This is a genomic window from Streptomyces sp. MBT53 (genome assembly GCF_016654115.1).
Taxonomy (GTDB): domain Bacteria; phylum Actinomycetota; class Actinomycetes; order Streptomycetales; family Streptomycetaceae; genus Streptomyces.
On the sequence record NZ_JAEQAZ010000028.1, the window covers coordinates 15,138 to 38,101 of the forward strand.

16 protein-coding genes and 1 pseudogene are annotated in these 22,964 nt (G+C 70.9%); 9 read left to right on the forward strand and 8 right to left on the reverse strand.

Annotated features, from left to right (window positions below):
- Positions 1-8: 8 nt before the first annotated feature.
- A complete protein-coding gene (locus tag JHN45_RS12915) occupies positions 9-1,187 on the reverse strand; it encodes a cytochrome P450 (protein ID WP_201049123.1) in 1,179 nt (392 codons plus the stop codon).
- Between the two features lie 507 nt (positions 1,188-1,694).
- Between JHN45_RS12915 and JHN45_RS12920 the strand changes: the two genes are divergently transcribed.
- Positions 1,695-4,238 carry a SpoIIE family protein phosphatase gene (locus JHN45_RS12920; protein WP_201049124.1) on the forward strand — a complete coding sequence of 848 codons (2,544 nt, stop codon included), beginning with the start codon at positions 1,695-1,697 and terminating at the stop codon, positions 4,236-4,238.
- Between the two features lie 76 nt (positions 4,239-4,314).
- A complete protein-coding gene (locus JHN45_RS12925) occupies positions 4,315-7,041 on the forward strand; it encodes a SpoIIE family protein phosphatase/ATP-binding protein (RefSeq protein WP_201049125.1) in 2,727 nt (908 codons plus the stop codon).
- A gap of 2 nt (positions 7,042-7,043) precedes the next feature.
- On the opposite strand, the gene JHN45_RS12930 is transcribed toward JHN45_RS12925, so the two are convergent.
- From JHN45_RS12930 to JHN45_RS12940, 3 genes are all read right to left on the reverse strand, one after another.
- Positions 7,044-7,433: a hypothetical protein gene (locus tag JHN45_RS12930; RefSeq protein WP_201049126.1), complete on the reverse strand. Its 390-nt coding sequence runs from the start codon at positions 7,431-7,433 to the stop codon at positions 7,044-7,046.
- Positions 7,434-7,494: 61 nt separating this feature from the next.
- Positions 7,495-8,982 (reverse strand): FG-GAP-like repeat-containing protein, encoded by a 1,488-nt coding sequence (locus JHN45_RS12935; protein WP_201049127.1) that lies wholly within the window; start codon positions 8,980-8,982, stop codon positions 7,495-7,497.
- 134 nt (positions 8,983-9,116) lie between these two features.
- The gene (locus JHN45_RS12940) at positions 9,117-10,952 is read right to left on the reverse strand and encodes a glycoside hydrolase family 15 protein (RefSeq protein ID WP_200710316.1); all 1,836 of its coding nucleotides are present in this window, start codon (positions 10,950-10,952) and stop codon (positions 9,117-9,119) included.
- Between the two features lie 155 nt (positions 10,953-11,107).
- Here JHN45_RS12940 and JHN45_RS12945 point away from each other — a divergent pair, with 155 nt between their 5' ends.
- The 4 genes from JHN45_RS12945 to JHN45_RS12960 all read left to right on the forward strand — a co-directional run bounded on the left by JHN45_RS12945 (position 11,108) and on the right by JHN45_RS12960 (position 15,466).
- Positions 11,108-11,296, forward strand: coding sequence for a hypothetical protein (locus JHN45_RS12945; RefSeq protein WP_201049128.1), 189 nt, complete (start codon positions 11,108-11,110; stop codon positions 11,294-11,296).
- A gap of 99 nt (positions 11,297-11,395) precedes the next feature.
- Entirely contained in the window at positions 11,396-12,799 is a 1,404-nt protein-coding gene (gene sthA / locus JHN45_RS12950; RefSeq protein ID WP_019067933.1) for a Si-specific NAD(P)(+) transhydrogenase, read from the forward strand.
- Positions 12,800-13,022: 223 nt separating this feature from the next.
- The gene (locus JHN45_RS12955) at positions 13,023-14,495 is read left to right on the forward strand and encodes an APC family permease (RefSeq protein WP_201049129.1); all 1,473 of its coding nucleotides are present in this window, start codon (positions 13,023-13,025) and stop codon (positions 14,493-14,495) included.
- Positions 14,496-14,506: 11 nt separating this feature from the next.
- Positions 14,507-15,466, forward strand: coding sequence for a hypothetical protein (locus JHN45_RS12960; protein WP_200710312.1), 960 nt, complete (start codon positions 14,507-14,509; stop codon positions 15,464-15,466).
- Positions 15,467-15,470: 4 nt separating this feature from the next.
- Here the strand turns inward: JHN45_RS12960 and JHN45_RS12965 are convergent, their stop codons facing one another.
- The 3 genes from JHN45_RS12965 to efeU form a co-directional block, all read right to left on the reverse strand.
- Entirely contained in the window at positions 15,471-16,634 is a 1,164-nt protein-coding gene (locus tag JHN45_RS12965; RefSeq protein WP_200710311.1) for a HoxN/HupN/NixA family nickel/cobalt transporter, read from the reverse strand.
- 134 nt (positions 16,635-16,768) lie between these two features.
- Positions 16,769-18,040, reverse strand: a complete 1,272-nt coding sequence (gene efeB, locus JHN45_RS12970; protein ID WP_201049130.1) for an iron uptake transporter deferrochelatase/peroxidase subunit — start codon at positions 18,038-18,040, stop codon at positions 16,769-16,771.
- A gap of 50 nt (positions 18,041-18,090) precedes the next feature.
- Positions 18,091-20,124: an iron uptake transporter permease EfeU gene (gene efeU, locus JHN45_RS12975; protein ID WP_201049131.1), complete on the reverse strand. Its 2,034-nt coding sequence runs from the start codon at positions 20,122-20,124 to the stop codon at positions 18,091-18,093.
- Between the two features lie 219 nt (positions 20,125-20,343).
- Between efeU and JHN45_RS12980 the strand changes: the two genes are divergently transcribed.
- Genes JHN45_RS12980 through JHN45_RS12990 form a run of 3 tightly spaced genes read left to right on the forward strand, consistent with a single transcriptional unit; the run spans position 20,344 to position 22,336 of the window.
- Positions 20,344-21,021, forward strand: a complete 678-nt coding sequence (locus tag JHN45_RS12980; protein WP_201049132.1) for a DedA family protein — start codon at positions 20,344-20,346, stop codon at positions 21,019-21,021.
- Complete coding sequence (locus JHN45_RS12985; protein ID WP_236583636.1) at positions 21,018-21,623, forward strand: phosphatase PAP2 family protein; 606 nt, start codon at positions 21,018-21,020, stop codon at positions 21,621-21,623. The genes JHN45_RS12980 and JHN45_RS12985 overlap by 4 nt, the downstream gene beginning before the upstream one ends.
- Positions 21,620-22,336 (forward strand): phosphatase PAP2 family protein, encoded by a 717-nt coding sequence (locus JHN45_RS12990; RefSeq protein ID WP_201049133.1) that lies wholly within the window; start codon positions 21,620-21,622, stop codon positions 22,334-22,336. The genes JHN45_RS12985 and JHN45_RS12990 overlap by 4 nt, the downstream gene beginning before the upstream one ends.
- Before the next feature lie 110 nt (positions 22,337-22,446).
- On the opposite strand, the pseudogene JHN45_RS12995 reads toward JHN45_RS12990, so the two are convergent.
- A pseudogene (locus JHN45_RS12995) lies at positions 22,447-22,956 on the reverse strand (ATP-binding protein); the annotation flags it as partial.
- Positions 22,957-22,964: the final 8 nt, after the last annotated feature.

Here is a 22,964-nt window from a genome sequence, read left to right on the forward strand (position 1 = left end):
AGGGTCCGTCAGGAAACAGCGCCCCACCGCACATGAAGCGTCGGCGGCTTGCGGAAGACCAGTCCGTGCGGGGCCGTCGGGTGGTCCGGGTCGAGGCGCAGGGACGGGAGGCGGTCGAGGAGGTGGTGGAGGGCGATACGGGTTTCCAGGCGGGCGAGGTGTGCGGCGAGGCAGTAGTGCGGGCCGTGGGCGAAGGCGAGTTGGAGGCGGGCGTTCTCGCGGCGGACGTCGAAGCGGTCGGGGTCGGGGAAGACCGCCGGGTCGCGGTTGGCGCCGGTGAGGGAGACGGTCACCAGGTCGCCCTCGCGGATCGTGGCCGGGCCGAGGGCGGTGTCGCGGGTGGCGTAGCGGTCCACGACGGCCGCGCCGGGTTCGAGGCGCAGTGATTCCTCGATCGCGCCGTCGAGGAGGCCCATGTCGGCGCGGACGAGGGCGAGTTGGTCGGGGTGTTGGAGCAGGTGCAGCAGCGCGTTGGTGATCATCGCTTCGGTGGTCTCGATGCCGCCGAACATCAACACGGCGGCGTTGGAGGCGACTTCGGGCACCGTCAGCTGTCCGGCGGCGGAGACCAGGAGTGAGGCCGCGTCCCGGTCGGTGACGGTTGCCTCGACGGCCGCGCGCAGTTCGGCGTAGGCGGCAGTGCCGGCGGCTCCGGCCGTGTGTCCGGCGGTGATGTCCGAGACCGACTGCACGATGGCGTCGTACCAGGAGAGCACGGTGGTCGGGGTGGTGCCGGTCAGTCCGAGTGCGTGGGTCACGACGGCGACCGCCAGCGGTCCCGCGAAGGCGCGGCGCAGTTCGCCGGCGCCCGCCGGTCGCAGTGCGGTGACGAGCCGGTCGGTCTCCCGCTCGATGAACGAGGCGAAGCCGTCCCGTACTTCGCGCGGGCGGAAGGGCGCGGTGAAGGGTTCGCGGTGGCGGGTGTGCCGCTCCCCGTCGAGGGAGAGCATGCTCGGGCCGACGACCTGGGCGGTGGAGAAGCGGGGGTCGTCCACCGTGAAGGTGGTCGCGTCCCGCATCACGGCGAGCGCGAGGTCGCGCCGGGTGACCAACCAGCCGTCCAACTCGGGCAGCCAGGAGACGGGTTCGCTCTCGCGCAGAAGCGCCAGCCGTGGGTGCGGGTCGTGGGCGAGTTCGGCGAGCGTGGTCCCGGCGCCGAGCGGGTAGGCGGCGGCGACCGTACTCATCGCGCTCCAGGTCGGTGCAGAGGGAAACTGGCCATGGCCGAGGCTAACAATTCGGGCGCGTCCGACCGAGGGCAGGGGCTGTCCGGCGGGACAGCTGTCACCGTACGGAAGATTTCGGTCACCATGTGTTCCGTCGTCGCGTCCGTCACCGCCGACGAATACGGGCAACAGATCGAATTCGCCCCGCGCGGGGCGGAGTTTGCGCCATCCTGAACGCCACGAGACGCGGACCCGGTCACAGAAGCACGTCGGGCCTCAACTCCTCTGTCCCGACTGCCCATTTAACGCGCCGGTCCGGTCTCCTCAGGCCGACCCGACGAGACCGCACCCCGCCCAGTACCCGACACCGACACTTGAGTCACTCTTGATCACTTCATCAGACACCGACGGACCGGCGATACCCGTGCCCCTGCAGCCCATCCCGTCCGCCCAGGTGACCCCGGCCGCGTCCTGGCGCATTCTTGCTGTGTCACCCACCCGGCGCCACAGGGACGAGGTAGAGCCCCGATGACTGGGAGTGCCCAGCGCGAGAAGGGGACGCCCGGACGGCTCGCCGAGCTGCTCATCGACGCCTCGACGGAGGCGATCGACGCGGCCGGCGGCCACTCCGGGGGCGTCTACCTGCGGTCGAGCACGCCCGGACTGCTGCGTCTCGCCGTGCTGGCGGGGCTGCCCGGGCCGCTGTTCCGCCCCTGGAACCGGCTGAGCGTCGACAACAAGTTCCCCGTCGCGGACGCCTTCCGGCTCGGCGTCCAGGTGGTCCTGCCGAACGCCGCGGAGTGCATGCGCCGCTACCCCCAGTTCGCCGCGAGTCTGCCCTTCCAGTTCGGCTCGCAGTACGTGCCGATCATGGGCGGGTCGACGACGTACGGCGTGCTCACCGTGTTGCGGCCGTCCGCCGCGGACACCACCGAGGTGCTGTCCGGCCTGGACCGTATGACGCGGCTGGCCGAGGAGCTGGGCGCGGCGCTGCGCGACCTGGAGGACGAGCACAAGGACGAGGACGGGCCGTGCGTCGCCTGGGACGGCGAGCCGGTGTGCGTCCGGACGGCGGCCACACACCGCCCCGAGGGCCGGCTGGCCCGGTTCTCCTGGGACCCGGCGACGGCCGTCGTGACCGGGGACAGCGCGCTGCACACCCTGTTGGGCGTCGGCCCCGACGAGTCCCCCGGTACCGCCCGGGCCATCGCGGACGCCCTGGCACCGGGCGACACGTACCAGGTCATGGCGGCGCTGCGGGCGACGGCCGCCGGGAATCCTCCGCCGCTGCCCCTGCGGGTGCGGGCGGCGGACGGCTCGGTCCGGCTGCTGGACCTGTGGACGCCCGCCACCGGGCCCGTCCCGCCCGGCGGCGGACATCCGGTCAGCGGTGTCGTCCTGGACCCGGGTCCCGCCCCGGTCGCCGACAGCGCGGCCGATCTGCTGCCCGACGGCGTGTTCTGCCTGGACCGGCTGGGGCTGGTCACCTACGCCAATCCGCGCGCCGCCCAGCTGCTGGGCAGCCCGCGCGAGGAGCTGCTCGGGCGTCCGTTGTGGGAGGGCGTGCCCTGGCTGAACCAGATCGGCTGCGAGGACCAGCTGCGCGGCGCCCTGCTGTCGCTGGGGTCGGTGAACTTCCACGTCCGGCGCCCGGAGGGACAGAAGCAGCCGCCGGAGCCGTACGAGGGCGACTGGCTGGCGCTGGCGGTCCATCCCGGCCACGACCAGCTGACCTGCACGGTCGCGCCGTCCACCCGGGTGTCGGGCCCGCCGATCCCACTGGTGCCGGTGCACCCCGAGGGCGCCGACGCGCCGGGGAACGGCGTCACCTCGCTGGCCCCGCTGTACCGGCCGATCGTGCTCGCCATCGCGCTGACGGAGGCGGTGACCGCCCGCCAGGTGTCGGCGGTGGTCATGAAGGAGCTGCTGCCCGCGTTCGGCGGCCGGCGCCTCGCGATCTACCTGCTCCAGGAGCGCCATCTGTACCTGGCCTGGGAGACCGGATTCCCGCAGGGCTTCCTCGCTCCCTTCGACGGGGTCGGACTCGACGCGCGACTGCCCGGAGTCGAGACCCTCACCACCGGACGCCCGCTCTTCTTCGACTCCATGCAGCAGCTCGCGGAGGCCTACCCGGGCATTCCGCTGGACGCGGAGGAGGGCGCCCGCGCGTTCCTGCCGCTGATCGCGTCCGGGCGCCCGGTCGGCTCGGCCATCCTGGGCTTCGACCGGTCCCGCAGCTTCGGCTCCGAGGAGCGCGCGGTGCTCACCGCCCTCGCCGGACTGATCGCCCACGCGATGGAGAAGGCCCAGCGCTACGACTCGGAGGCCGCCCTCGCCCGCGGCCTCCAGCAGGCCCTGCTCCCCCGCCGGCTGTCGGCCCACCCGCAGGTGGAGACCGCGGGCCGCTATCTGCCGGGCACCCAGGGCATGGAGGTGGGCGGCGACTGGTACGACGTCGTCGAGTCCGGGGACGGTCTGGCGCTGGTGATCGGCGACGTCCAGGGGCACGGCGTCCAGGCCGCCGCCACCATGGGTCAACTCCGCAGCGCGGTAAGGGCGTTCGCGCTCGGCGACCGTCCGCCCGACGAGGTGATGAGCGGCACCAACCATCTACTCATCGACCTCGACCCCGGCCAGTTCGCGAGCTGCTGCTACCTCCGTCTCGACCCGGCGAGCGGACTGGTCCAGGTCGCCAGGGCCGGGCATCCGCCCCCGCTGATCCGTACCCCGGACGGCCGAACCAGGGTCTGGGACATCCCCGGGGGCGTAGTACTCGGGGTGGACCCGCACGCCCAGTACCCCGTGACGGAACTCCAGCTGGAGCCCGACTCCATCCTGGCGCTCTACACCGACGGCCTCGTCGAGCGGCCCGGCGTCGACATCGACGACGGCATCGCCGCCCTGCGGGTCGCCCTGGCGAAGGCGGGCGGGCCCGCCGCACGGCCGGGCGGGCGTTCCCTGGCCGGTGTCGCCGACCGGCTCACCACGGCCGCCCGGCACGCGGCCGACCGCCCCGACGACATCGCGCTGCTGCTCGCGGCCCGGCGCGCCAAGCCCGGCAGGCACCCTTGATCCCGGTTCGGCTCCGGCCTGTCACCGGGTGTGACGCCCCTCGCCTCCTGAGGTCGGGCAGTGTAGACATGGGCTCATGGTCCGCCTGACGGGTCGGCCAAGGGCCCGGTCGACCCACCGCCCCGACGGTCTGCGCGCGCAGCGCCCGTACGACCGTGCTCGTCGGGCGCGCGAACACCGGCACCGGCGGTCCGGTCTGGCCGCGCGCAGCGTCGCCGGGCAGGTGTTCATGCTGCAGGTGGTGATCGTGCTGCTGCTGGTCGTGTCGGCCGTGGTGGCACAGGTCCTCCAGGTGCGGCACGACAGCACGCAGGAGGCCCGCAACCGGTCGGTGGCCGTCGCCGAGACCTTCGCCAACGCGCCCGGCACGGTCGCGGCCCTGAAGAGCGCCGACCCGACGGCGATCCTCCAGCCGAGCGCCGAGGCCGCCCGCAAGACGTCCAAGGTCGACTTCATCGTCGTCATGAACACCGACGGCATCCGCTACACGCACCCCAAGACGGACCGCATCGGCAAGAAGTTCGTCGGGGACATCGCGCCCGCGCTGGCCGGGCATGTCGTCACCGAGGAGATCACCGGCACCATCGGACCGCTGGTGCAGGCCGTGGTGCCGGTCAGGGGTCCCGGCGGCAAGGTCGTGGGCCTGGTGTCGGCCGGGGTGACGAAGGCGAACGTCGGCGGCACCGCCGACCAGCAGCTGCCGCTCCTGCTGATCGCCGCGGGCGTGGCGCTCGTCCTTGCCACCGGCGGCACCGCCCTGGTCAGCAGACGGCTGCAGCACCAGACCCATGGGCTGGGCCCGCACGAGATGACCCGGATGTACGAGCACCACGACGCCGTCCTGCACGCCGTGCGGGAGGGCGTGATCATCGTCAGCGGCGAGGGCCGACTCCTCCTCGCCAACGACGAGGCACGCCAGCTGCTCGACCTCCCCGAGAACGGCGAGGGACGCCTGATCCTCGACCTCGGGCTCGACGCCGAGATGACCGCCCTGCTGGCCTCCGCCCGGGTCGCGACGGACGAGGTGCACCGCGTCGGCGGCCGGCTCCTCGCCGTCAACCAGCGCCCCACCGACCTGGAGGGCGGCCCGCCCGGCAGCGTCACCACGCTCCGCGACTCCACCGAACTGCGCGCCCTCTCCGGCCGCGCCGAGGTCGCCCGCGAACGCCTCAACATGCTCTACGACGCCGGAGTGGGCATCGGCACCAGCCTGGACGTCACCCGCACCGCCGAGGAACTCGCCGAACTGGCCGTCCCCCGCTTCGCCGACTTCGTCACGGTCGACCTCTACGACGCCGTCCTGAGCGGCGAGGAACCCCAGCCCGGCACCGAGCTGCGCCGCACGGCCTACAGCGGGGTCCGGGACGACGCACCGCTCTATCCGGTCGGCAAGCAGATCCAGTTCGTGGAGTCCGCCCCGCAGGCCCGCAGCCTCGACACCGGGGACGCCGTCGTCGAACCCCGGCTCGGCGAGGCCCCCGGCTGGCTCACCCAGGATCCGGAACGCACCGCGCAGGTCGTGGAGTACGGCATCCACTCGCTGATCACCGTGCCGCTGCGGGCCGGGGCGCTGATCCTGGGCGTGGTCAACTTCTGGCGCTCCGACAAGCCCGAGCCCTTCGACTCGGAGGAGCTGGCCCTCGCCGAGGAACTGGTCGCCCGCGCCGCCATCTCCATCGACAACTCCCGCCGCTACACCCGCGAGCACGGCATGGCGGTGACCCTCCAGCGCAGCCTGCTGCCCCGCCGCCTCCCCGAGCAGACCGCCCTCGACGTCGCCTACCGCTATCTGCCCGCGAAGGCCGGGGTCGGCGGCGACTGGTTCGACGTACTGCCCCTGTCCGGCGCCCGGGTCGCGCTCGTCGTCGGCGATGTCGTGGGCCACGGCCTGCACGCGGCGGCCACCATGGGACGGCTGCGCACCGCGGTCCTCAACTTCTCCGCGCTGGACCTGCCGCCGGACGAACTCCTCGGTCTGCTGGACGAGTTGGTCGGCCGCATCGACCAGGACGAGACGACGGAGGACAGCGGCGCCCCGGTCACCGGAGCGACCTGCCTCTACGCCATCTACGACCCGGTCACCCTGCGCTGCACCGTGGCCCGCGCCGGCCATCCGCCCCCCGCGCTGATCCGCCCGGACGGCACCGTCGAGTACCCCGACGTCCCCGCCGGACCCCCGCTCGGACTCGGCGGACTCCCTTTCGAGACCGCCGAGTTGAAGCTCGAAGAGGGCAGCCGACTGGTCCTCTACACGGACGGACTGGTCGAGGACCGGGAACGCGACATCGACGTGGGCCTGGAGATGCTCCGCACGGCACTCACCCGGGCCGGCGACTCCCCCGAGGACACCTGCCGGGCAGTCCTCGACTCGGAGTTGTCGGTACGGCCGAGCGACGACATCGCCCTCATCGTCGCCCGCACCCGCGCCCTCGGCGCCGACCGCATCGCCGAATGGCGCGTACCGTCCGACCCCGCAGCCGTGGCCGACATGCGCGCCTCGGTCACCCGCCAACTGACCCACTGGGACCTGGACGAGCTCACGTTCACCACCGAACTCATCCTCAGCGAACTGGTCACCAACGCCATCCGCTACGGCAACGACCCCGTCCGCGTCCGCCTGTTGCGCGACCGCACCCTCATCTGCGAGGTCTACGACGGCAGCACCACGTCACCCCATCTGCGGTACGCGGCGATGACGGACGAGGGCGGCCGGGGCCTGTTCCTGGTGGCCCAGCTGTCGGAGCGCTGGGGCACCCGGTACACCCCGGCGGGCAAGGTCATCTGGGCCGAACAGGCTTTGTGAGCCTAGACCTCGCCGAGAATCGGCGCCATTACGTCGAAGTCGTTGACGAAGACGGCGATGAGCAGGGGCTCACCCGCCGCGTCGTACTCCAGGATCCGGGACGAGGGGTTGACCGCCGGCGCCTCGCGCCACCAGGCGGGTTCGCGTGTCCCGGTGCGGCGCAGCCCGGCCGGCCGGGCGACCTCGGTTCCGCGCGGCGCGGGCGTCCATGTCAGCAGACCGTCCGCATCCTTCGCGAGCCGTCCGGGTCGCCAACGGCCGTCCCGCTCGGGCCACTTCAGCATGCAGACGGGTCCTCGTCCGGACGTCACGGCCCGGCACAGTCGCACCCTGCGCGTGATCCGGTCGGTGACGAGGCCGCCCAGCACGAGGACCACCAGTGCTACCACCATGCGCACATCAAACCAGGTCGCACGCGGCGCCCGCACCGGTCGCGGGCGCCGCCACGCTCCCCTACTCGTCGATCGCCGCCCCGAACCGGGCCGCCTTCGCCGCGCCACCCAGGTCCGCCGCACCGTAGAGCGAAGAGCCTTCCGCGAGCAGGCCGCCCGGGCCCGCCGGCAGCAACCACACATAGCCGTCACCGGAGTTCTCACCGGGCGCGGAGGCCACCAGCTCGGCGCGGCCGTCGCGGTTGGTGTCGGCCAGGCGGACCTGGGAGCCCCAGGCGTCGTCGGCCTCGGCGGTGCCGGGGATGTTCGCGGTGTTCTGGTCGAAGGACTGGGCGCCGGTCGCGGTCACGCCGTCGCGCGAACCGCGCAACAGCCAGACGGCGCCCGCGTCCTGGACGGTGCCGACGTCCTCGCCGGGCGCGCCGACGGCCACGTCCGCGTAGCCGTCGCCGTCCACGTCACCGACGGACAGGTCGTTGCCCCAGGCGTCGCCGTGCTCCGAAGTGCCGGGAACGCCCGGGGAGTTCTGCGACCACCAGTCCGCGGGGCCGGTGGGGCCCTTCGAACTGCCGTAATAGACAGCGATCTTGCCGCCGTCGTCGCCCTCTGCCTTGTCGTCGGCGCTGCTGAGCTGGCCGAGCACCAGGTCGTCGTAGCCGTCGTGGTTGATGTCGCCGGAGGCGGTGCCCAGGCCGCCATTGAAGTCCTGACGGTATGTCAGGGAGGTCTCGCCGCCCGCGTAGAGGGCCGACCAGCCCTGCTGGTAGTCGTCGTCGGGGCTGTAGCCGGAGATGACCAGGTCGGCGAAGCCGTTGCGGTCGTAGTCGCCGGTGGTGAGGTAGGCGGGCTGGAGGCGGTGGCCGCCGGGGTGGGTGGTCGTGTTCAGGGCGCCCATCGTGTGCAGGATGCCGGTGTGGTAGGTGAAGATCTGGGCGCCGTTGTTGTCGAGCACGGCCATCTCGTCGGTGTCGGTCGCCCCGGTGAAGCGGGCCGCCGCCACGGACTGGCCGAACCGGTCGCCCGCCTTCGGGGTGGCCGAGGTGAAGGAGTCGTTCGCCTCGGCTCCGAGGCCCGCCTTGGAGCCGTAGAGGACGGTGACGCGGCCCGCGTCCTCGACGCTGCCCTCGTCCTCGCCGGGCGCGCCGATGATCGCGTCGTCGTAGCCGTCGCCGTCCACGTCGCCGGTGGCGATCGCCTGGCCGAAGGAGTCGTAGGTCTCGGAGGTGCCGGGGACACCGGGCGTGGACTGGCTGATGACGGCCGTACGGCCCTTGGGAACCGTGTTGTTGGTGGCGATGCCGTTCGGGGCGCCGTACTGGACGGTGACGTATCCGGCGCCCTCCTTGCCGTCGACGGTGCCGCCCGGCGCGCCGATCAGGACGTCGTCGTAGCCGTCCCCGTTGAAGTCGCTGTTGCGGTCGACGGCGCTGGTGCCGCCCGGGACGCCCGCGTAGCTGGCCGGGGCGGCGACGATGCCGGCGCCGGCCAGGAGCAGGAAGGTCGCGGACGCGACGGCGGCGGAGACCTTCTTGCGTGACACGTTCGTCATGATGTGTTCCCCCGTGGGTCAAATTTGTTGCGGTCAGGGGGTTCGACACGAGACGTACGGCGGTAGTTGTGGTGCCATCGCGTGCTGTGACACCTCGGTGACGCTTGTTGCACGACACAGACGGATCAGCCGGATCAGCCGAGCGCCCGGTCCAGGTTGAACGCGGCGCTGATCAGGGCGAGATGGGTGAACGCCTGCGGGAAGTTGCCCTGTTGCTCGCCGGTGCGGCCGATCTCCTCGGCGTACAGGCCGAGATGGTTGGCGTAGGTGAGCATCTTCTCGAAGGCGAGGCGGGCCTCGTCGACGCGGCCGGCGCGGACCAGGGCCTCGACGTACCAGAACGAGCAGATCGAGAACGTGCCCTCGTCGCCGCGGAGTCCGTCGGGGCTGGCCTGCGGGTTGTAGCGGTAGACGAGGGAGTCGGAGACCAGTTCCTCGGTCAACGCGTCAAGCGTGGAAAGCCACTTGGGGTCGGTGGGGGCGATGAACTTCGCCAGGGGCATCATCAGCAGCGCGGCGTCGAGGACGTCGCTGCCCTCGTACTGGACGAAGGCCTGGCGGGTCTCGGACCAGCCGCGGTCCATGATGCGGCGGTAGATGGTGTCGCGGCAGCCGCCCCAGTAGGGCAGGTTGGCGGGCAGGCCGCGGCGGTTGGCGAGGCGGATCGCGCGCTCGATCGCCACCCAGCACATCAGGCGTGAGTAGAGGAAGTTCTTGCGGCCGCCGCGGGTCTCCCAGACGCCCTCGTCGGGCTGGTCCCAGTGGACGCAGACCCAGTCGACCAGGGCGCACACATCGTCCCACTGAGCGCTGGAGATGGGCTCGGCCCACTTGTCGTAGAGGTAGATGGAGTCGATCAGGGCGCCGTAGATGTCGAGTTGGAGCTGGTCGGCGGCGGCGTTGCCGACGCGGACGGGGGCGGATTTCTGGTGGCCTTCGAGGTGCGGGAGTTCGCGTTCGGTGAGTTCGGTGCGGCCGTCGATGCCGTACATGATCTGGAGCGGTCCTGAGGGGTTGCCGTCGCCGGGGCTGATGTAGCGGGAGACGAACTGCATGAACGCCTTCGCCTCGCCGGTGAAGCCGAGGCGCAGGAGGGCGTACACGCAGAAGGCGGCGTCGCGGATCCAGACGTAGCGGTAGTCCCAGTTGCGCTCGCCGCCGAGTTGTTCGGGGAGGCTGGTGGTGGGGGCGGCGACGATCGCTCCCGTGGGGGCGTAGGTCAGCAGCTTGAGGGTGAGGGCGGAGCGGTGGACCATCTCGCGCCAGCGGCCCCGGTAGCGGGACTGGGAGAGCCAGCGGCGCCAGTAGGCGACGGTCGTGTTGAACTCGTCCTCGGCCTCCGTGCGCGCGCAGTTCCGGGGCGAGACCTCGCCGTCGACCTGGTCGAGGGCGAACACCTCGGACTCGCCCTCGTCGAGTTTGAAGTCCGCCCACACGTCGACCTCGTCGCACTCCAGGGGGACGGTGGCGGTGAGCGCGAGGGATTTCTCGGCGGACTCGAAGAGGGCCACGTCGCCGAGCATCCGCGCGGTGTGCGGGCTGGCGCCGTAGTCGAACCTGGGCGCGACCTTGATTCGGAACGGGACCGAGCCGCGTACGCACACCACGCGGCGGATCAGCCGGTGCCTGGCCGCCTCGTCCGACTCCCCGGTGACCGGCATGAAGTCCTGGACCTCGCCGACGCCGTCCTCGGTGAAGAACCGGGTGATCAGGACGTTGGTGTCGGGGAAGTAGAACTGCTTGGTGCGGGCGGGCACGGCGGCGGCCAGCTCGAAGGAGCCGCCGCGCTCCGCGTCCAGGATCGCGGCGAAGACGCTGGGGGCGTCGAAGGACGGGCAGCAGTACCAGTCGATCGTGCCGTTCGTGCCCACCAGGGCCACGCTCCGCAGATCGCCGATCAGTCCGTGCTCGGCGATGGGCAGATATCCGGGTCCGGTGGGGGTGTCCTGTTCGGGCGGGGTCTCGACCATCGCGGCAGCCTCCCTGGTTCGGGCCCGCGCGGGCCGCTTCCAAGCTTAGGTTCACGTGCTCCGTCGGCCACTCTTCCGGATGCACACTGGGGGCGGGCGAGGAATCGTGGGAGTGGGACCCACGGCACTCACCCGGTCTCAGGCGAGGAGGCACCATGTCGACAGCACAGCCCGAGGATCGCGCCACCCCGGACGCCCTGCTGCACGCCCGCACCGGTACCGAGGTGGCCCCGGAGGACGTGGTCCTGGCGGCCGGCCGGGACGTCACCCCGGAGAGCCTGGAGTGGGCCCGGCGGAAGATCGCGGCGGAGGGGGCGGCGGCGCTGGAAAAACTGCTTCCCTAGCCGTCGTACGGGCATCCAGCTGCCGATCGACCGTCTTGTCGACACCTGGTTACCCGTTCACCCTTTCGGAGAGGGCGCTCCGGCTGACAGACTCCGGAGGTGCCCGACTTCGACATGCTTGTCATCGGTTCAGGACCGGGTGGCCAGAAGGCCGCCATCGCCGCGGCCAAGCTCGGCCGCCGGGTCGCCGTCGTCGACCGCCCCGACATGGTCGGCGGGGTCTCCATCCATACCGGGACCATCCCCTCCAAGACGCTGCGCGAGGCGGTGCTGTACCTCACCGGCCTCACCCAGCGCGATCTGTACGGGCAGAGCTACCGCCTCAAGGACGACATCACCGTCGGCGACCTCACCGCACGGACCCAGCACGTGGTCAGCCGTGAAGTGGACGTCATCCGCAACCAGTTGTCCCGCAACCAGGTCTCGCTGTTCGCCGGCACCGGCCGCTTCGTCGACCCGCACACCATCGCACTGACCGATGTCACAGGCCACGAACGGCTGTTGACCGCGGAGAACATCATCATCGCCACCGGTACGCGTCCCGCGCGGCCGGACACCGTCGAGTTCGACGGGCGGACCATCATGGACTCGGACAACGTCCTGGACCTGCCCAAGGTCCCCCGGTCCATGGTCATCGTCGGGGCCGGTGTCATCGGCATGGAGTACGCCTCCATGTTCGCCGCGCTCGGCAGCAAGATCACCGTGGTGGAGAAGCGCGCCGGCATGCTCGACTTCTGCGACCTGGAGGTCATCGAGTCGCTCAAGTACCACCTGCGGGACCTCGCCGTCACCTTCCGCTTCGGGGAGACCGTGGCCGCCGTCGAGCGGCACACCAACGGCACGCTGACGGTCCTGGAGAGCGGCAAGAAGATCCCGGCCGACGCCGTGATGTACTCCGCCGGCCGGCAGGGCCTGACCGACGAACTCGACCTGGACAAGGCCGGGTTGTCCGCCGACCGGCGCGGCCGGATCGACGTCGACGAGAACTACCGCACCGCGGTCCCGCACATCTACGCCGTCGGCGACGTCATCGGCTTCCCGGCGCTCGCGGCGACCTCGATGGAGCAGGGCCGTACGGCCGCGTACCACGCCTGTGGTGAGCCGGTGCACCGGATCGACGACCGGCAGCCGATCGGCATCTACACCATTCCGGAGATCAGTTTCATCGGGAAGACCGAGGACCAACTCACCGAGGAGTGCGTGCCGTTCGAGGTCGGTATCTCCCGCTACCGCGAACTCGCGCGCGGCCAGATCATCGGCGACTCGCACGGCATGCTGAAGCTGCTGGTCTCCCCCACCGACCGCACCCTGCTCGGCGTGCACTGTTTCGGGACCGGTGCGACGGAGCTCATTCACATCGGCCAGTCGGTGATGGGCTGCGGCGGAACGGTCGACTATCTCGTGGACGCGGTCTTCAACTACCCGACGCTGGCGGAGTCTTACAAGGTCGCCGCCCTCGACGCGACGAACAAACTGCGCCAGATCGACCGACTCGGCGACTGATCGTTCACAGGAGATTACTCGCTGGTCAATCTTGAAAGGTCAAGAGCTACGGCTATCATCACATCCACACACGGTGTGACCGTCCGCCGACGCAGCGATTAAACGGAATCCACCGTTCCCTTTTGTTGTTCCGACCGGCCAGGGACCCGAGGCCACCTCTCTCCGGGTCCGGGGCCGGTCCGCTCAACTCCGCACGTCGTGCAAGACGGAAAGCAGCGCAACCATGAGCAACAACAGGGGCAGAGGGCTACAGGCCAACGCCCTCGGTACGTTCGACACCGTGGTGATGGCCGTGGCGGGCAGCGCCCCGGCGTACTCGATCGCCGCGACCACCGCGGTCCTCGTCGGCGCGGTGGGGCTGGCCAGTCCGGCCGCCCTCCTCTACTGCGCGATACCCATGCTGGGCATCGCGCTGGCCTTCAGCTATCTCGGCCGGATCGACGTGAACGCGGGCGCCAGCTACTCCTGGGTGGGGCGCACCCTGCATCCCTTTCTGGGCTTCATCAGCGGCTGGGCGCTGGTGATCTCCGCGACCATCTTCATGGTCGCCGGGTCGCTGCCCGCCGGGTCGATGACCCTGTCCCTGTTCGACCAAGGTCTCGCGGACAACACGGCGTTGTCGACGGTCGTCGGCGCGGCCTGGTTCGTGATCATGCTGCTCGTGGTGCTCGGCGGCGCCCGGCTCACGGTCCGGGCCCAGCTCGTCATGTCCGGTGTCGAGCTGGGCATTCTGGCGCTGTTCGCGGCACTGGCCCTCGTCCACACCGGCAACGCCCGTGTCTTCGACTGGTCCTGGCTGGGCTTCAGCCACTTCGACGGGGTGTCCGGCTTCGCCTCGGGCGCGCTCATCGCCGCGTTCTACTACTGGGGCTGGGACGTCACCAGCAACCTCAGCGAGGAGACCCGCAACAGCCGTCGTACGACCGGACTCGCGGGCCTGATCGGCGTCGGCATCGTGTTCCTGCTGTTCGAGGTGTTCACCATCGCGGTGAACGTCATCCTGTCCTCGCGGCAGATCGAGAGCAACAAGGCCAATGTGCTGGCCGTGCTCGGTGACGAGATCTGGCCGGGCTGGGGCGGCAAGCTGCTGATCGTGTCGGTGATGCTGTCCACCATCGCCACCCTGGAGACCACGCTCATCCAGGTCACGCGGTCGCTGTTCGCGATGGGCCGCGACCGTACGATGCCGGCCGCGCTGGGCCGGGTGCACCGCACCTGGAACACGCCCTGGGTGGCGATCGTCGTGGTCGGCGGGGTGGCGCTGGCGATGTTCATCGCGTCCAACGCGCTCGGTTCGGTGGGCGAGATCCTCGTCGACGCGATCTCGGCGATCGGTCTGCAGATCGCCGTGTACTACGGCCTCGCGGGCCTCGCGGTCGTCGTCGCCTACCGCAAGATGCTGTTCAAGTCGGCGGGGAACTTCCTCTTCGGCGGACTGTGGCCGCTGTTCGGCGCCCTGTTCATGTTCTGGATCTTCGTCGAGTCGCTGAGCAGCCTGAGCACCGCCGCGATCACCATCGGCATCGGCGGCCTCGCCGTGGGCCTGATCCCGATGCTCTGGTACTGGAAGCAGGGCAGCGAGTACTACCGGCCCGCGCGGCTCGACGCCACGCACACCGTCGAGACGGACTACGTCCCGGACGACTTCGTGCCCGAACAGTCGCGGGTCCATCAGGGTCTCCCGACCGACTTCTGAGGGGCACCCCGATGGCGCGAGACCGCTTCACCCCCGACTTCGACCCCGACTGCGGGGACGCGCCCCTCAGTTCGGCCCGACAGGACATCGTCATCGGCCGCTGGCAGGGACTGCGGGACCTGCTGCGGAACACCGGTGCGCACTGGCTCGCCCGCGGCCACCGCGTCCGGACGCTCGCGCAGGCCTGCGCGAGCAGTTCGACGGTGGAGTCGTGGCTCGCCGCCGAGCCCGGCAGCGGCGACGCGCTCACCCTGCGGGCGGCCACGGAGACGGCCCGGGCCTTCAACCTGGCCATCGCGGCGGGCCGGGGCGTGCCCATCGACCGCAACCGCATCGACGGCGCCGTCATGGCCTGCCTCCAGGCCGCCGAGACGTACCCGGACGACCCCACGCCGTGGATCTCCCTGATCTCCGTCGCCCGCCTCTACCCGGCGGGCGTACGGCGGCAGGAACTCGCCCGCTGGTGGGACGAGTTGCACCGGCGCGACCCCTACAGCGTCGAGGGCCACCTCCAGGTCCTGCACTACTACTCCTCACGCTGGCACGGCAGCCACGGCCTGATGTACGACTTCGCCCGCGACGCTGCGGGCGTGGCACCGGCCGGCTGCGCGCTGCCGGTGCTGGTGCAGTACGCGCGGGTCGAGGAGTACCGCTTCGCCCTCAACTCGGCCCTGGGCCAGCAGGCCGCCGTGGGCCTCGGCCAGCACTGGACGCACGACGGCGCCGTCAGCGACGTACGCCGCACCTGGCAGCGCTGGATCGCGGCCCGCGAGGAGGGACCGATCCCGCCCGGAGAACTCCGCGACCTCAACTACCTTGCCCACGCAGCCTGTTACGCGGGGACCAAGGACGTGGCGGCGGCCGTGCTCGGCATGATGGGGCGCCGGGCGACGTCGACTCCCTGGTCGTACACCGGGGACGCGGAGAAGCAGATCGTGAAGGGGCGGAAGGAGTCGGGCGTCCGGTCCTGAGGGCCTACTCGGCGGGCCGCTCCGCCGGCTGGGCCAGGCCCGCCGTCCACTTGTCCTCGATCCGGCCGAACTTCCACACCAGCAGGGCCACGGCCCAGGTCGCGAAGAAGAGGCCGACGATGACGAAGCCGATGACGTTGAGGTCGAGGCCCGCGACCCAGTCCCAGAAGAAGCCGTGCAGGTCGAGCTTCTCGGCGAACAGGCCCAGGAGTTCGACGGTGCCGATGATCAGGGCGACGGCGACGGACAGACCGGTGATCGTGAGGTTGTAGTAGACCTTGCGGACCGGCTTGGAGAAGGCCCAGCCGTAGGCGAAGTTCATGAACGTGCCGTCGATCGTGTCCAGCAGCGACATGCCCGCGGCGAACAGGACCGGCAGGCACAGGATCGCGTACCAGGGCAGGCCGGACGCGGCGCCCGAACCCGCCAGGACCAGCAGCGCGATCTCGGTCGCCGTGTCGAAGCCCAGGCCGAACAGCAGGCCGAGCGGATACATCTGCCAGGACTTGGTGATCGACTTCATGAAGCGGCCCAGGATGCGGTTCATGAAGCCCCGGTTGTTCAGGTGCTCCTCCAGGGCGGCCTCGTCGAAGTCGCCCGAGCGCATCTGACGGAACACCTTCCAGATGCCGACCAGGATGACGAGGTTGATGGCGGCGATGACGTAGAGGAACGTGCCCGAGACGGTCGTACCGATGAGGCCGGTGACGTCGTGGAGCTGGGAGTTGTCGTCGCGTACCGGGCCCGCCAGCGCCTTGACTCCGAGGGAGAGCAGGAGCGTCAGGCCGAAGACGATGCTGGAGTGGCCGAGCGAGAACCAGAAGCCCACCGAGAGAGGCCGCTTCCCCTCGCTCATCAGCTTGCGGGTCGTGTTGTCGATGGCCGCGATGTGGTCGGCGTCGAACGCGTGCCGCATGCCGAGCGTGTACGCGGTCACGCCCATGCCGATGCCGAAGGACTTCTCGCCGACGCTGTAGTGCCCGGGCGCGACGATCCACACGAGCGTGAACCAGCCGATCACGTGCAGCGCCAGGATGAAGCCGGCCATCCCGCCGACCCTGGTCCACTCCTGCCGCGTCATGGACGTACGGACGCGGTACCAGACCGACGGCCGCGAGGTCGCGGCCGTGACGGGGAGGGTCGGAGCGGACTCGGGAGCGGCCGTCATCGAGGGGGTCTTTCTGCCGGGGACGAGGTCGCGGACTGCAACCTCGTGCCATCCTCCCGTACCTGCAACCCATTCGCAGTAATGGTCGGCAAAGCCCACGGCAGGTCTTGGCCAAGGGAAGGGAAAGTGCCTGTTCAGGACGCCAGCAGACCCCTCCCGAGCCAGTCCTTGGTGTCCCGCACGCCGGGCAGCGCGTAGAAGTAGCCGCCGCCCGTCGGGGAGATGTAGTCGACGAGAGGTTCGTCTATCAGCCGGGTCTGGGTCGCCTCGAACTGCCGCTTGACGTCCTGCTGGTAGCAGCAGAAGACCAGACCCATGTCGAGGTTGCCGACGGTGTCGATGCCCCGGTCGTAGTTGTAGCCGCGGCGCAGGATGCGCGAGGTGTCGGTGGCCGCGGTGCGCGGGTTGGCGAGGCGGATATGGGCGTCGAGCGGGATCGCCGTGCCCTTGGGGTCCTTGGCGTAGTGCGGGATGTCCGTCTCCTTGGCGCCGTCCAGCGGGGCGCCGGTGTCCTTGCGGCGGCCGAACATCAACTCCTGTTCGCTGAGCGAGACCCGGTCCCAGAACTCGACGAGCATGCGGATGATCCGGATCACCTGGTAGCTGCCGCCGCTCGCCCAGGCGGGCTCGCCCTGTCCGTCGCCGACCCAGATCAGCCGGTCGGTCTCGCGCGCGGACTTCACGTCCGGGTTGGCGATGCCGTCCTTGAAGCCGAGAAGATTGCGCTGGGCGCCCGTGGGACGCGGGGTGTTCTGGAAGCCGTCGATACGCCACTTGATCTGCATGCCGCCCCGGGTGTGCCGGGCGATGTCGCGCAGCGCGTGCAGCACCGTGTCCTGACGGGCGGCGCACACCTGGAGCGACAGGTCGCCGTGGCACTCGGCGGCGCGCAGGTTGTCGTTCGGGAAGGTCTTCATCGGGGTCAGCCGGCTCGGCTTCGCCTTGGCGAGGCCGTAGCGGTCGTCGAAGAGGGAGGCGCCCACGCCGACGGTCACCGTGAGGGCGTCGGCGGGGACCTCCGGTCCGAGGATGCCGTTGTCGGCGGGCGGCGCTCCCACGCCCAGGTCTGTGGGGGTGCCGCCGGAGGTGAGGAAGCGGGCCCGTTCGGTGATCGTGCGCAGCAGGTCGGCGAGTTCGGCGCGGTTGTCGGCGATCACGTCGAGCGAGACGAAGGTCGCGGCGGCCGGTGCGGGGGTGAGGATGCCCGCCTGATGGGTGCCGTGGAAGGGCACCTTCGCCGCGTTGGTGGTGTCCGCGGCCTGCGCCTGGGCCGTGCCGCCGGTCTCGGCGAGCGCGAACGCCCCGCCGGCCAGCACCGCTCCTGCGGCCCCGGCACCGAGCGCCGTCCGGACGAAGGAGCGGCGGCCGGCTCCGGCCGGGCAGCCCGGGGTTTCGGCAGTGGACATCGAAGGGTTCCCTTCACTACGGCCAGTGCTGTTCGTGTTCTCGGCGCTCATCAGGCGGACTTCCTGATCTCCAGCAGGTCCGGCACCGGGGCCAGATCCTCAAGCAACTGCCCTGTGGCGCCGTTGAGTCGAGCCCTGTCCGGCCGGCTCAGCTGCTCGACGGGGGTCCAACCGCCGCCGTGGTGCGCCGAGTCGAGCAGCTTCTGCAGCCGGGCCACGGCGGCGTCGACGGTCGGCAGCAGCGTCGTGGACTCCTTGGTCAGCAACGGCCTGAGTACGGTGAGGAGTTCACGGGTGCCGGCGAGGTTGCTGTCGACGGTCGCGAGGTTGGTGCCGCTGCCCTCGTCGGTATCGCCGGTGAGCTCGAACTGCAGGGCGTTCTCCAGGATTTCGTGGGCCCGCAGCGGGAGGTCGCCCGGGTCGAAGTCCTGGGTGGGGAACGCCTTCCGCAACCCCACGACGGCGGTGGCGAGTTGCTGCGCCGGCACCTTCAACTCGCTCGCCGACTGCCCGTGCCACAGCCCGTACTCGATACGGTGGAAGCCCGCGAAGTCCTTGTCGTCCACTCCCCCGGCCAGCCCGTCGGCCCGGCCGTTGATCTTCTTGTCGAAGTCCTCGAAGGTTCCGTAGGCGGCACCGAGCGAGGAGTAGGTGCGGTGCGCGGTCAGCCAGTCGGTGCGCGCCTTGTCGAGGTGGTTGCCCGCGATGTCGGCGCCGAGCTGCCGGGTCTGGGTCTCGAGGGTGGCCAGGCCCTGGTCGACGTACACCTTGTAGGCCTTGAGGGGCGCGGCGAGGTCGTTCTCGGAGACGGGGACGACCGCCTTCACCGTCCCTCCCCCGCCGCTGACGTGCACGGTGGCGGAGGTGACGGCCTTCGCGCCGGTGGGGACGCAGCGCCAGGCGTACGAGCCGCCCGCGACGGTGGCGACCAGGTCCCGGGTGGTGCCGGGCGCTATGCCCTCGACCTCGCCGTAGACCGCGCCCGAGGCCGGGTCGATGAGGTACACCTCGGACGTCTTGTCGCCGGTGTTGTGCATCTGGAAGGTCTGGCGTCCGGTGTCGGGCGCGGTGAAGCCCTTGCCGCACTCCGTCTCGGAGACGGCGACCGTCTGGGAACTCGCGGGCTTGGGGCGGGCGAGGGCGACGACGAGCCCGGCCACGACGGCGGGTACGGCGACCACGGCGACGGGAACCACCCAGACGGGGCGGCGGCGCGGGGACGACACGGGCTCAGGTGCGGGCGTGGGCTCCGGCTCCGGTGCCTTGGCCCGCTCGCCGCGGACTCCCCCCAGGAACAGCGGCAGGACCACGGCGAGATAGCCGACGTAGCCCACCACCTGGAGCCAGGTCATCGTGGGCATCAGGTTGAACACGCCCTGGACGAGGGTGCTGTACCAGGAGCCGGCGTCGACGCTGCCGCTGAGGTCGAAGGCGTAGGTCGTCAAGCCGGGCAGGACACCGCCCTCCTGGAGGTCGCGCAGCCCGTAGCCGAGGACACCCGCGGCGATGACGACGAGGACGACGCCGGTGGCGGTGAAGAACTTCGTCAGGTTGATCCTGAGGACCCGGCGGTACAGGCCCCAGCACAGGCCCGCCGCGAGGACTAGGCCGATGGCGGCACCGGTGAGGGGGCCGGAGGATTCGCCGGCCGCGCGAGCGGTGGTCCACAGGAACAGGGCCGTCTCCAGGCCCTCGCGGCCCACCGCGAGGAACGAGGTGAGCATCAACACGCCCGCGCCCATGCCGAGAGCGCCGGTCACCTTCTCCCTGATCTCGCCGGAGAAGGTGCGGGCCGAGCGGCGCATCCAGAACACCATCGCGGTGACGAACGCGACGGCGATCACGCTGAGGACACCGCCGAACGCTTCCTGGGCGGTGGCCGAGAGGTTGGCCGCGGTGAACGTGAGCACGGCGCCGAAGCTCAGCGCGAGGGCGATCGCGGCCAGCACGCCCGTCCACACCTGCGGCAGGCGGGACTTGGCATCGGCGCGGACGAGGGTGGCGACCAGGATCGAGACGATGAGTCCCGCTTCCAGTCCCTCCCGCAGCCCGATCAGAAAGCTCGGAAACGCGTCGTCCCACATTGGGTGCGACCCCTCCTGGGTTAGTGAAGGCATGCCTTACTTCGCGGACCATCATGACTACATGCGTGTAGTCCGTCAGTCATGAATCGGCAACGACCGGGCAAAAGTGCGGAACTCCTCGCGTGCTGCGATCGTCTACAGTTGAGTAGACCGTCTACAGATTTGTAGTCAGAGATGGATGTCGTACGAGACATCCGACCGGCGAAGGGGCTCGCGACGATGAACACACCCTTGGACCTGGCGTCCCAGCTCGCCGTCAACGTGCTGGACGCCAAGTCGCTGCTCGCCGCCTTCGGTGTGCTGGGGGTCGGCGTGGTGATGTTCGCCGAGACGGGGCTGCTGATCGGGTTCTTCCTGCCCGGCGACTCCCTCCTGTTCACGGCGGGCCTGCTCTGCACGGGCGGCGCGGACAGAGCCGTGAAGCTGTCGCTCCCGCCCCTCCTGGTCGCGGCGGCGGTGGGCGCGCTCGCCGGAGCGCAGTGCGGCTATCTGCTCGGCCGGAAGGCGGGCGGCGCGCTGCTCACCCGCAGCCGCTCGACCCGCCTGCACGAAGGCGCCCGGCGGGCAGAGGAGTTGCTCGACAGATACGGCCACGCGAAGGCGGTCGTGCTGGCTCGCTTCGTGCCCGTGGTGCGGACGGTGCTGAATCCGATGGCGGGCGCGCTCGGGGTGCCCGTCCGGACGTTCACCGTGTGGCAGGTGATCGGCGGCCTGGTGTGGAGCCTGGGACTGACGCTCGCCGGTTACGCGCTCGGCTCCTCGGTCCCGAACGTCGACAAGTACCTGCTGCCCATGGTCGCCGTGATCGTCGTCGTGTCGCTGCTCCCCCTCGTCGTCGAGGTGCGCCGCTCCCGCCGGGCGGCCCGGGCGACGAAGGCCGGGGAGGCGCACGGATGATCCTCGTCGCCTTCCAGGGGTCCTCGATCGACGGCTCGGCCTACGAGGACGTGGTCAACTCGGCGCAGCGGGCGCCCGGTTGGCTGGACGACACGGTCACGGCCTGGTCCACGTACGGGCTCGTGGTGTTCGCCGCGCTGATGCTCGTGGGCTGGTGGCGGGCGCGCCGGGTGGGTGCCGAGGCGGCGCTGACGGCGCTGGCCGTGCCGCTGGTCGTGGTGGCCGTGTACGGGATCGACACCCTGCTGAAGTCGCTGGTGCGGGAGAACCGCCCCTGCCAGAGCCTGCGGGTGGTCACCCTGGAGGCGTGTCCCGCGCGGGGCGACTGGTCCTTCCCCAGCAATCACGCGACGATCGCGGCGGCCGCGGCGGCCGCCCTGTTCTTCGTCTCCCGCCGGCTGGGTGCGCTCGCGGCGGTGGCCGCCCTCGCGATGGCGGTGTCCCGGGTGTGGGTCGGGGTGCACTATCCGCACGACGTCGTGGCGGGCGTACTGGTCGGTACGCTCCTCGCGTTCGGCGCGATGGTCCTGGTACGGCGCCGGCCGGAGTCCCTGGCACGGCGGATCACGGCCGGGCGGCTGCGACCGCTGGTGGTGTCATGAACCGCAAGGACGTCGCCGAACTGGCGGGCAGCGTGGGGGTGGGTGCCTGGACCGCGTTCGGTGTGCTGAGCATGGTCGTGATCGGGCGCGAGGGCGTTCCGCTGTTCACCGACGAGGATCTGCTGTCGTGGTCCGTCGCCCACCGCCCGGACGTGGCGGTGGCGGTGGCACGCGGTGTGAGCGCGACCGGCACGGGCGTCGTCCCGTACGCCCTCGTCGTCCTCGCCGGACTCCTCACCGGCCGCACCATACGCCGACGCCTGCTCGCCGCGGCTCTGGCCACGGCCTGCCTCGCCGCCGGGCAGGGACTGCGCTACGGCGTGATGACGCGGGTCGCGCGGCCCCGCCCGCTGCGCGCCGACTGGGCCGGACACGCCTCGGGGTGGTCGTTCCCCTCCGGCCACACTGTCACGGCGGCGGTCACCGCCGGGCTGGTGATCCTCGCGATAGGCGTGCGCGCCCCGCACGGACGGACCGCGCTCTGTCTGGCCGTCGGCTGCTGGGGCGCGCTGGTCGGACTGACCCGGGTGTATCTGGGCGTGCACTGGTTCACCGATGTGGTCGGCGGCTGGCTGTTCGCCGTCGGCTGGCTCGGTGTGTGCCTGTGCGCTGCGGCCCGGTGGCTGCCAGCGCGGCTGCTCGCGGACTCGCCGGACGGAGCCGTACCGCCACCACCCCGGGAGGAGCATGCGTCCCGGGGTCCGGTGTCGTAGCCGGTCGGCGTCTCGGGTCGGGGCGGGGGCGGTGCTGGGTGGCCGGTGCTCGCGCTCTCCGTGTTCTCCGGGCCGTCCGGTGGGGCGAGTTCGAGCTCGAACCAGACCTCCTTGCCCTCCTCGACGAGACGGCTGCCCCAGCGGTGGGCGAGTGCGTCGACGAGGAGGAGACCCCGGCCGTTCTCGCTGTCGGCGTCGGCTTCGGGGAGCAGGGCGCTCTCCGGCTGCCGGTGCGACGGCCGGGGAAGATACCGGTGCTCGTCCGCGACCTCGCAGTGCAGGGTGCCGACGCCCAGGGACAGGGTGAGGCGGTAACGGCCGCCGGCGTGCACGACCGCGTTGGTGGCGAGTTCGCTGACCAGCAGTTCCGTGAGGTCCGTCAGGTCCGGGAGACCGTACTCGACCAGCCATTTGCGGACGGCTTCCCGGGCCTGGCGGACCGAGGATCTTCCCGGGCCGAGGATCGTGGTGCGGCCCTCGCCCACGGTCGGCAGGCCGCGCGGACGGTCGTTCGGCATGGTCGTTTCCCTTCGGCCCCGAGGACGTTCGGCCCCCGGGGGCGTTCGGCGCGTACGGTGCGAGGCCGGGTCCGGGACCGGGCCCGGCCTCGGGTCCACCATGCGTCCAC

What these genes read in the sequence shown, in the direction of transcription:
- JHN45_RS12915 (WP_201049123.1), bottom strand. Translation starts at nt 1,187, where the DNA reads ATGAGTACGGTCGCCGCCGCCTACCCGCTCGGCGCCGGGACCACGCTC.
- JHN45_RS12920 (WP_201049124.1), top strand. Translation starts at nt 1,695, where the DNA reads ATGACTGGGAGTGCCCAGCGCGAGAAGGGGACGCCCGGACGGCTCGCC.
- JHN45_RS12925 (WP_201049125.1), top strand. Translation starts at nt 4,315, where the DNA reads ATGGTCCGCCTGACGGGTCGGCCAAGGGCCCGGTCGACCCACCGCCCC.
- JHN45_RS12930 (WP_201049126.1), bottom strand. Translation starts at nt 7,433, where the DNA reads ATGGTGGTAGCACTGGTGGTCCTCGTGCTGGGCGGCCTCGTCACCGAC.
- JHN45_RS12935 (WP_201049127.1), bottom strand. Translation starts at nt 8,982, where the DNA reads ATGACGAACGTGTCACGCAAGAAGGTCTCCGCCGCCGTCGCGTCCGCG.
- JHN45_RS12940 (WP_200710316.1), bottom strand. Translation starts at nt 10,952, where the DNA reads ATGGTCGAGACCCCGCCCGAACAGGACACCCCCACCGGACCCGGATAT.
- JHN45_RS12945 (WP_201049128.1), top strand. Translation starts at nt 11,108, where the DNA reads ATGTCGACAGCACAGCCCGAGGATCGCGCCACCCCGGACGCCCTGCTG.
- JHN45_RS12955 (WP_201049129.1), top strand. Translation starts at nt 13,023, where the DNA reads ATGAGCAACAACAGGGGCAGAGGGCTACAGGCCAACGCCCTCGGTACG.
- JHN45_RS12960 (WP_200710312.1), top strand. Translation starts at nt 14,507, where the DNA reads ATGGCGCGAGACCGCTTCACCCCCGACTTCGACCCCGACTGCGGGGAC.
- JHN45_RS12965 (WP_200710311.1), bottom strand. Translation starts at nt 16,634, where the DNA reads ATGACGGCCGCTCCCGAGTCCGCTCCGACCCTCCCCGTCACGGCCGCG.
- efeB (WP_201049130.1), bottom strand. Translation starts at nt 18,040, where the DNA reads ATGTCCACTGCCGAAACCCCGGGCTGCCCGGCCGGAGCCGGCCGCCGC.
- efeU (WP_201049131.1), bottom strand. Translation starts at nt 20,124, where the DNA reads ATGTGGGACGACGCGTTTCCGAGCTTTCTGATCGGGCTGCGGGAGGGA.
- JHN45_RS12980 (WP_201049132.1), top strand. Translation starts at nt 20,344, where the DNA reads ATGAACACACCCTTGGACCTGGCGTCCCAGCTCGCCGTCAACGTGCTG.
- JHN45_RS12985 (WP_236583636.1), top strand. Translation starts at nt 21,018, where the DNA reads ATGATCCTCGTCGCCTTCCAGGGGTCCTCGATCGACGGCTCGGCCTAC.
- JHN45_RS12990 (WP_201049133.1), top strand. Translation starts at nt 21,620, where the DNA reads ATGAACCGCAAGGACGTCGCCGAACTGGCGGGCAGCGTGGGGGTGGGT.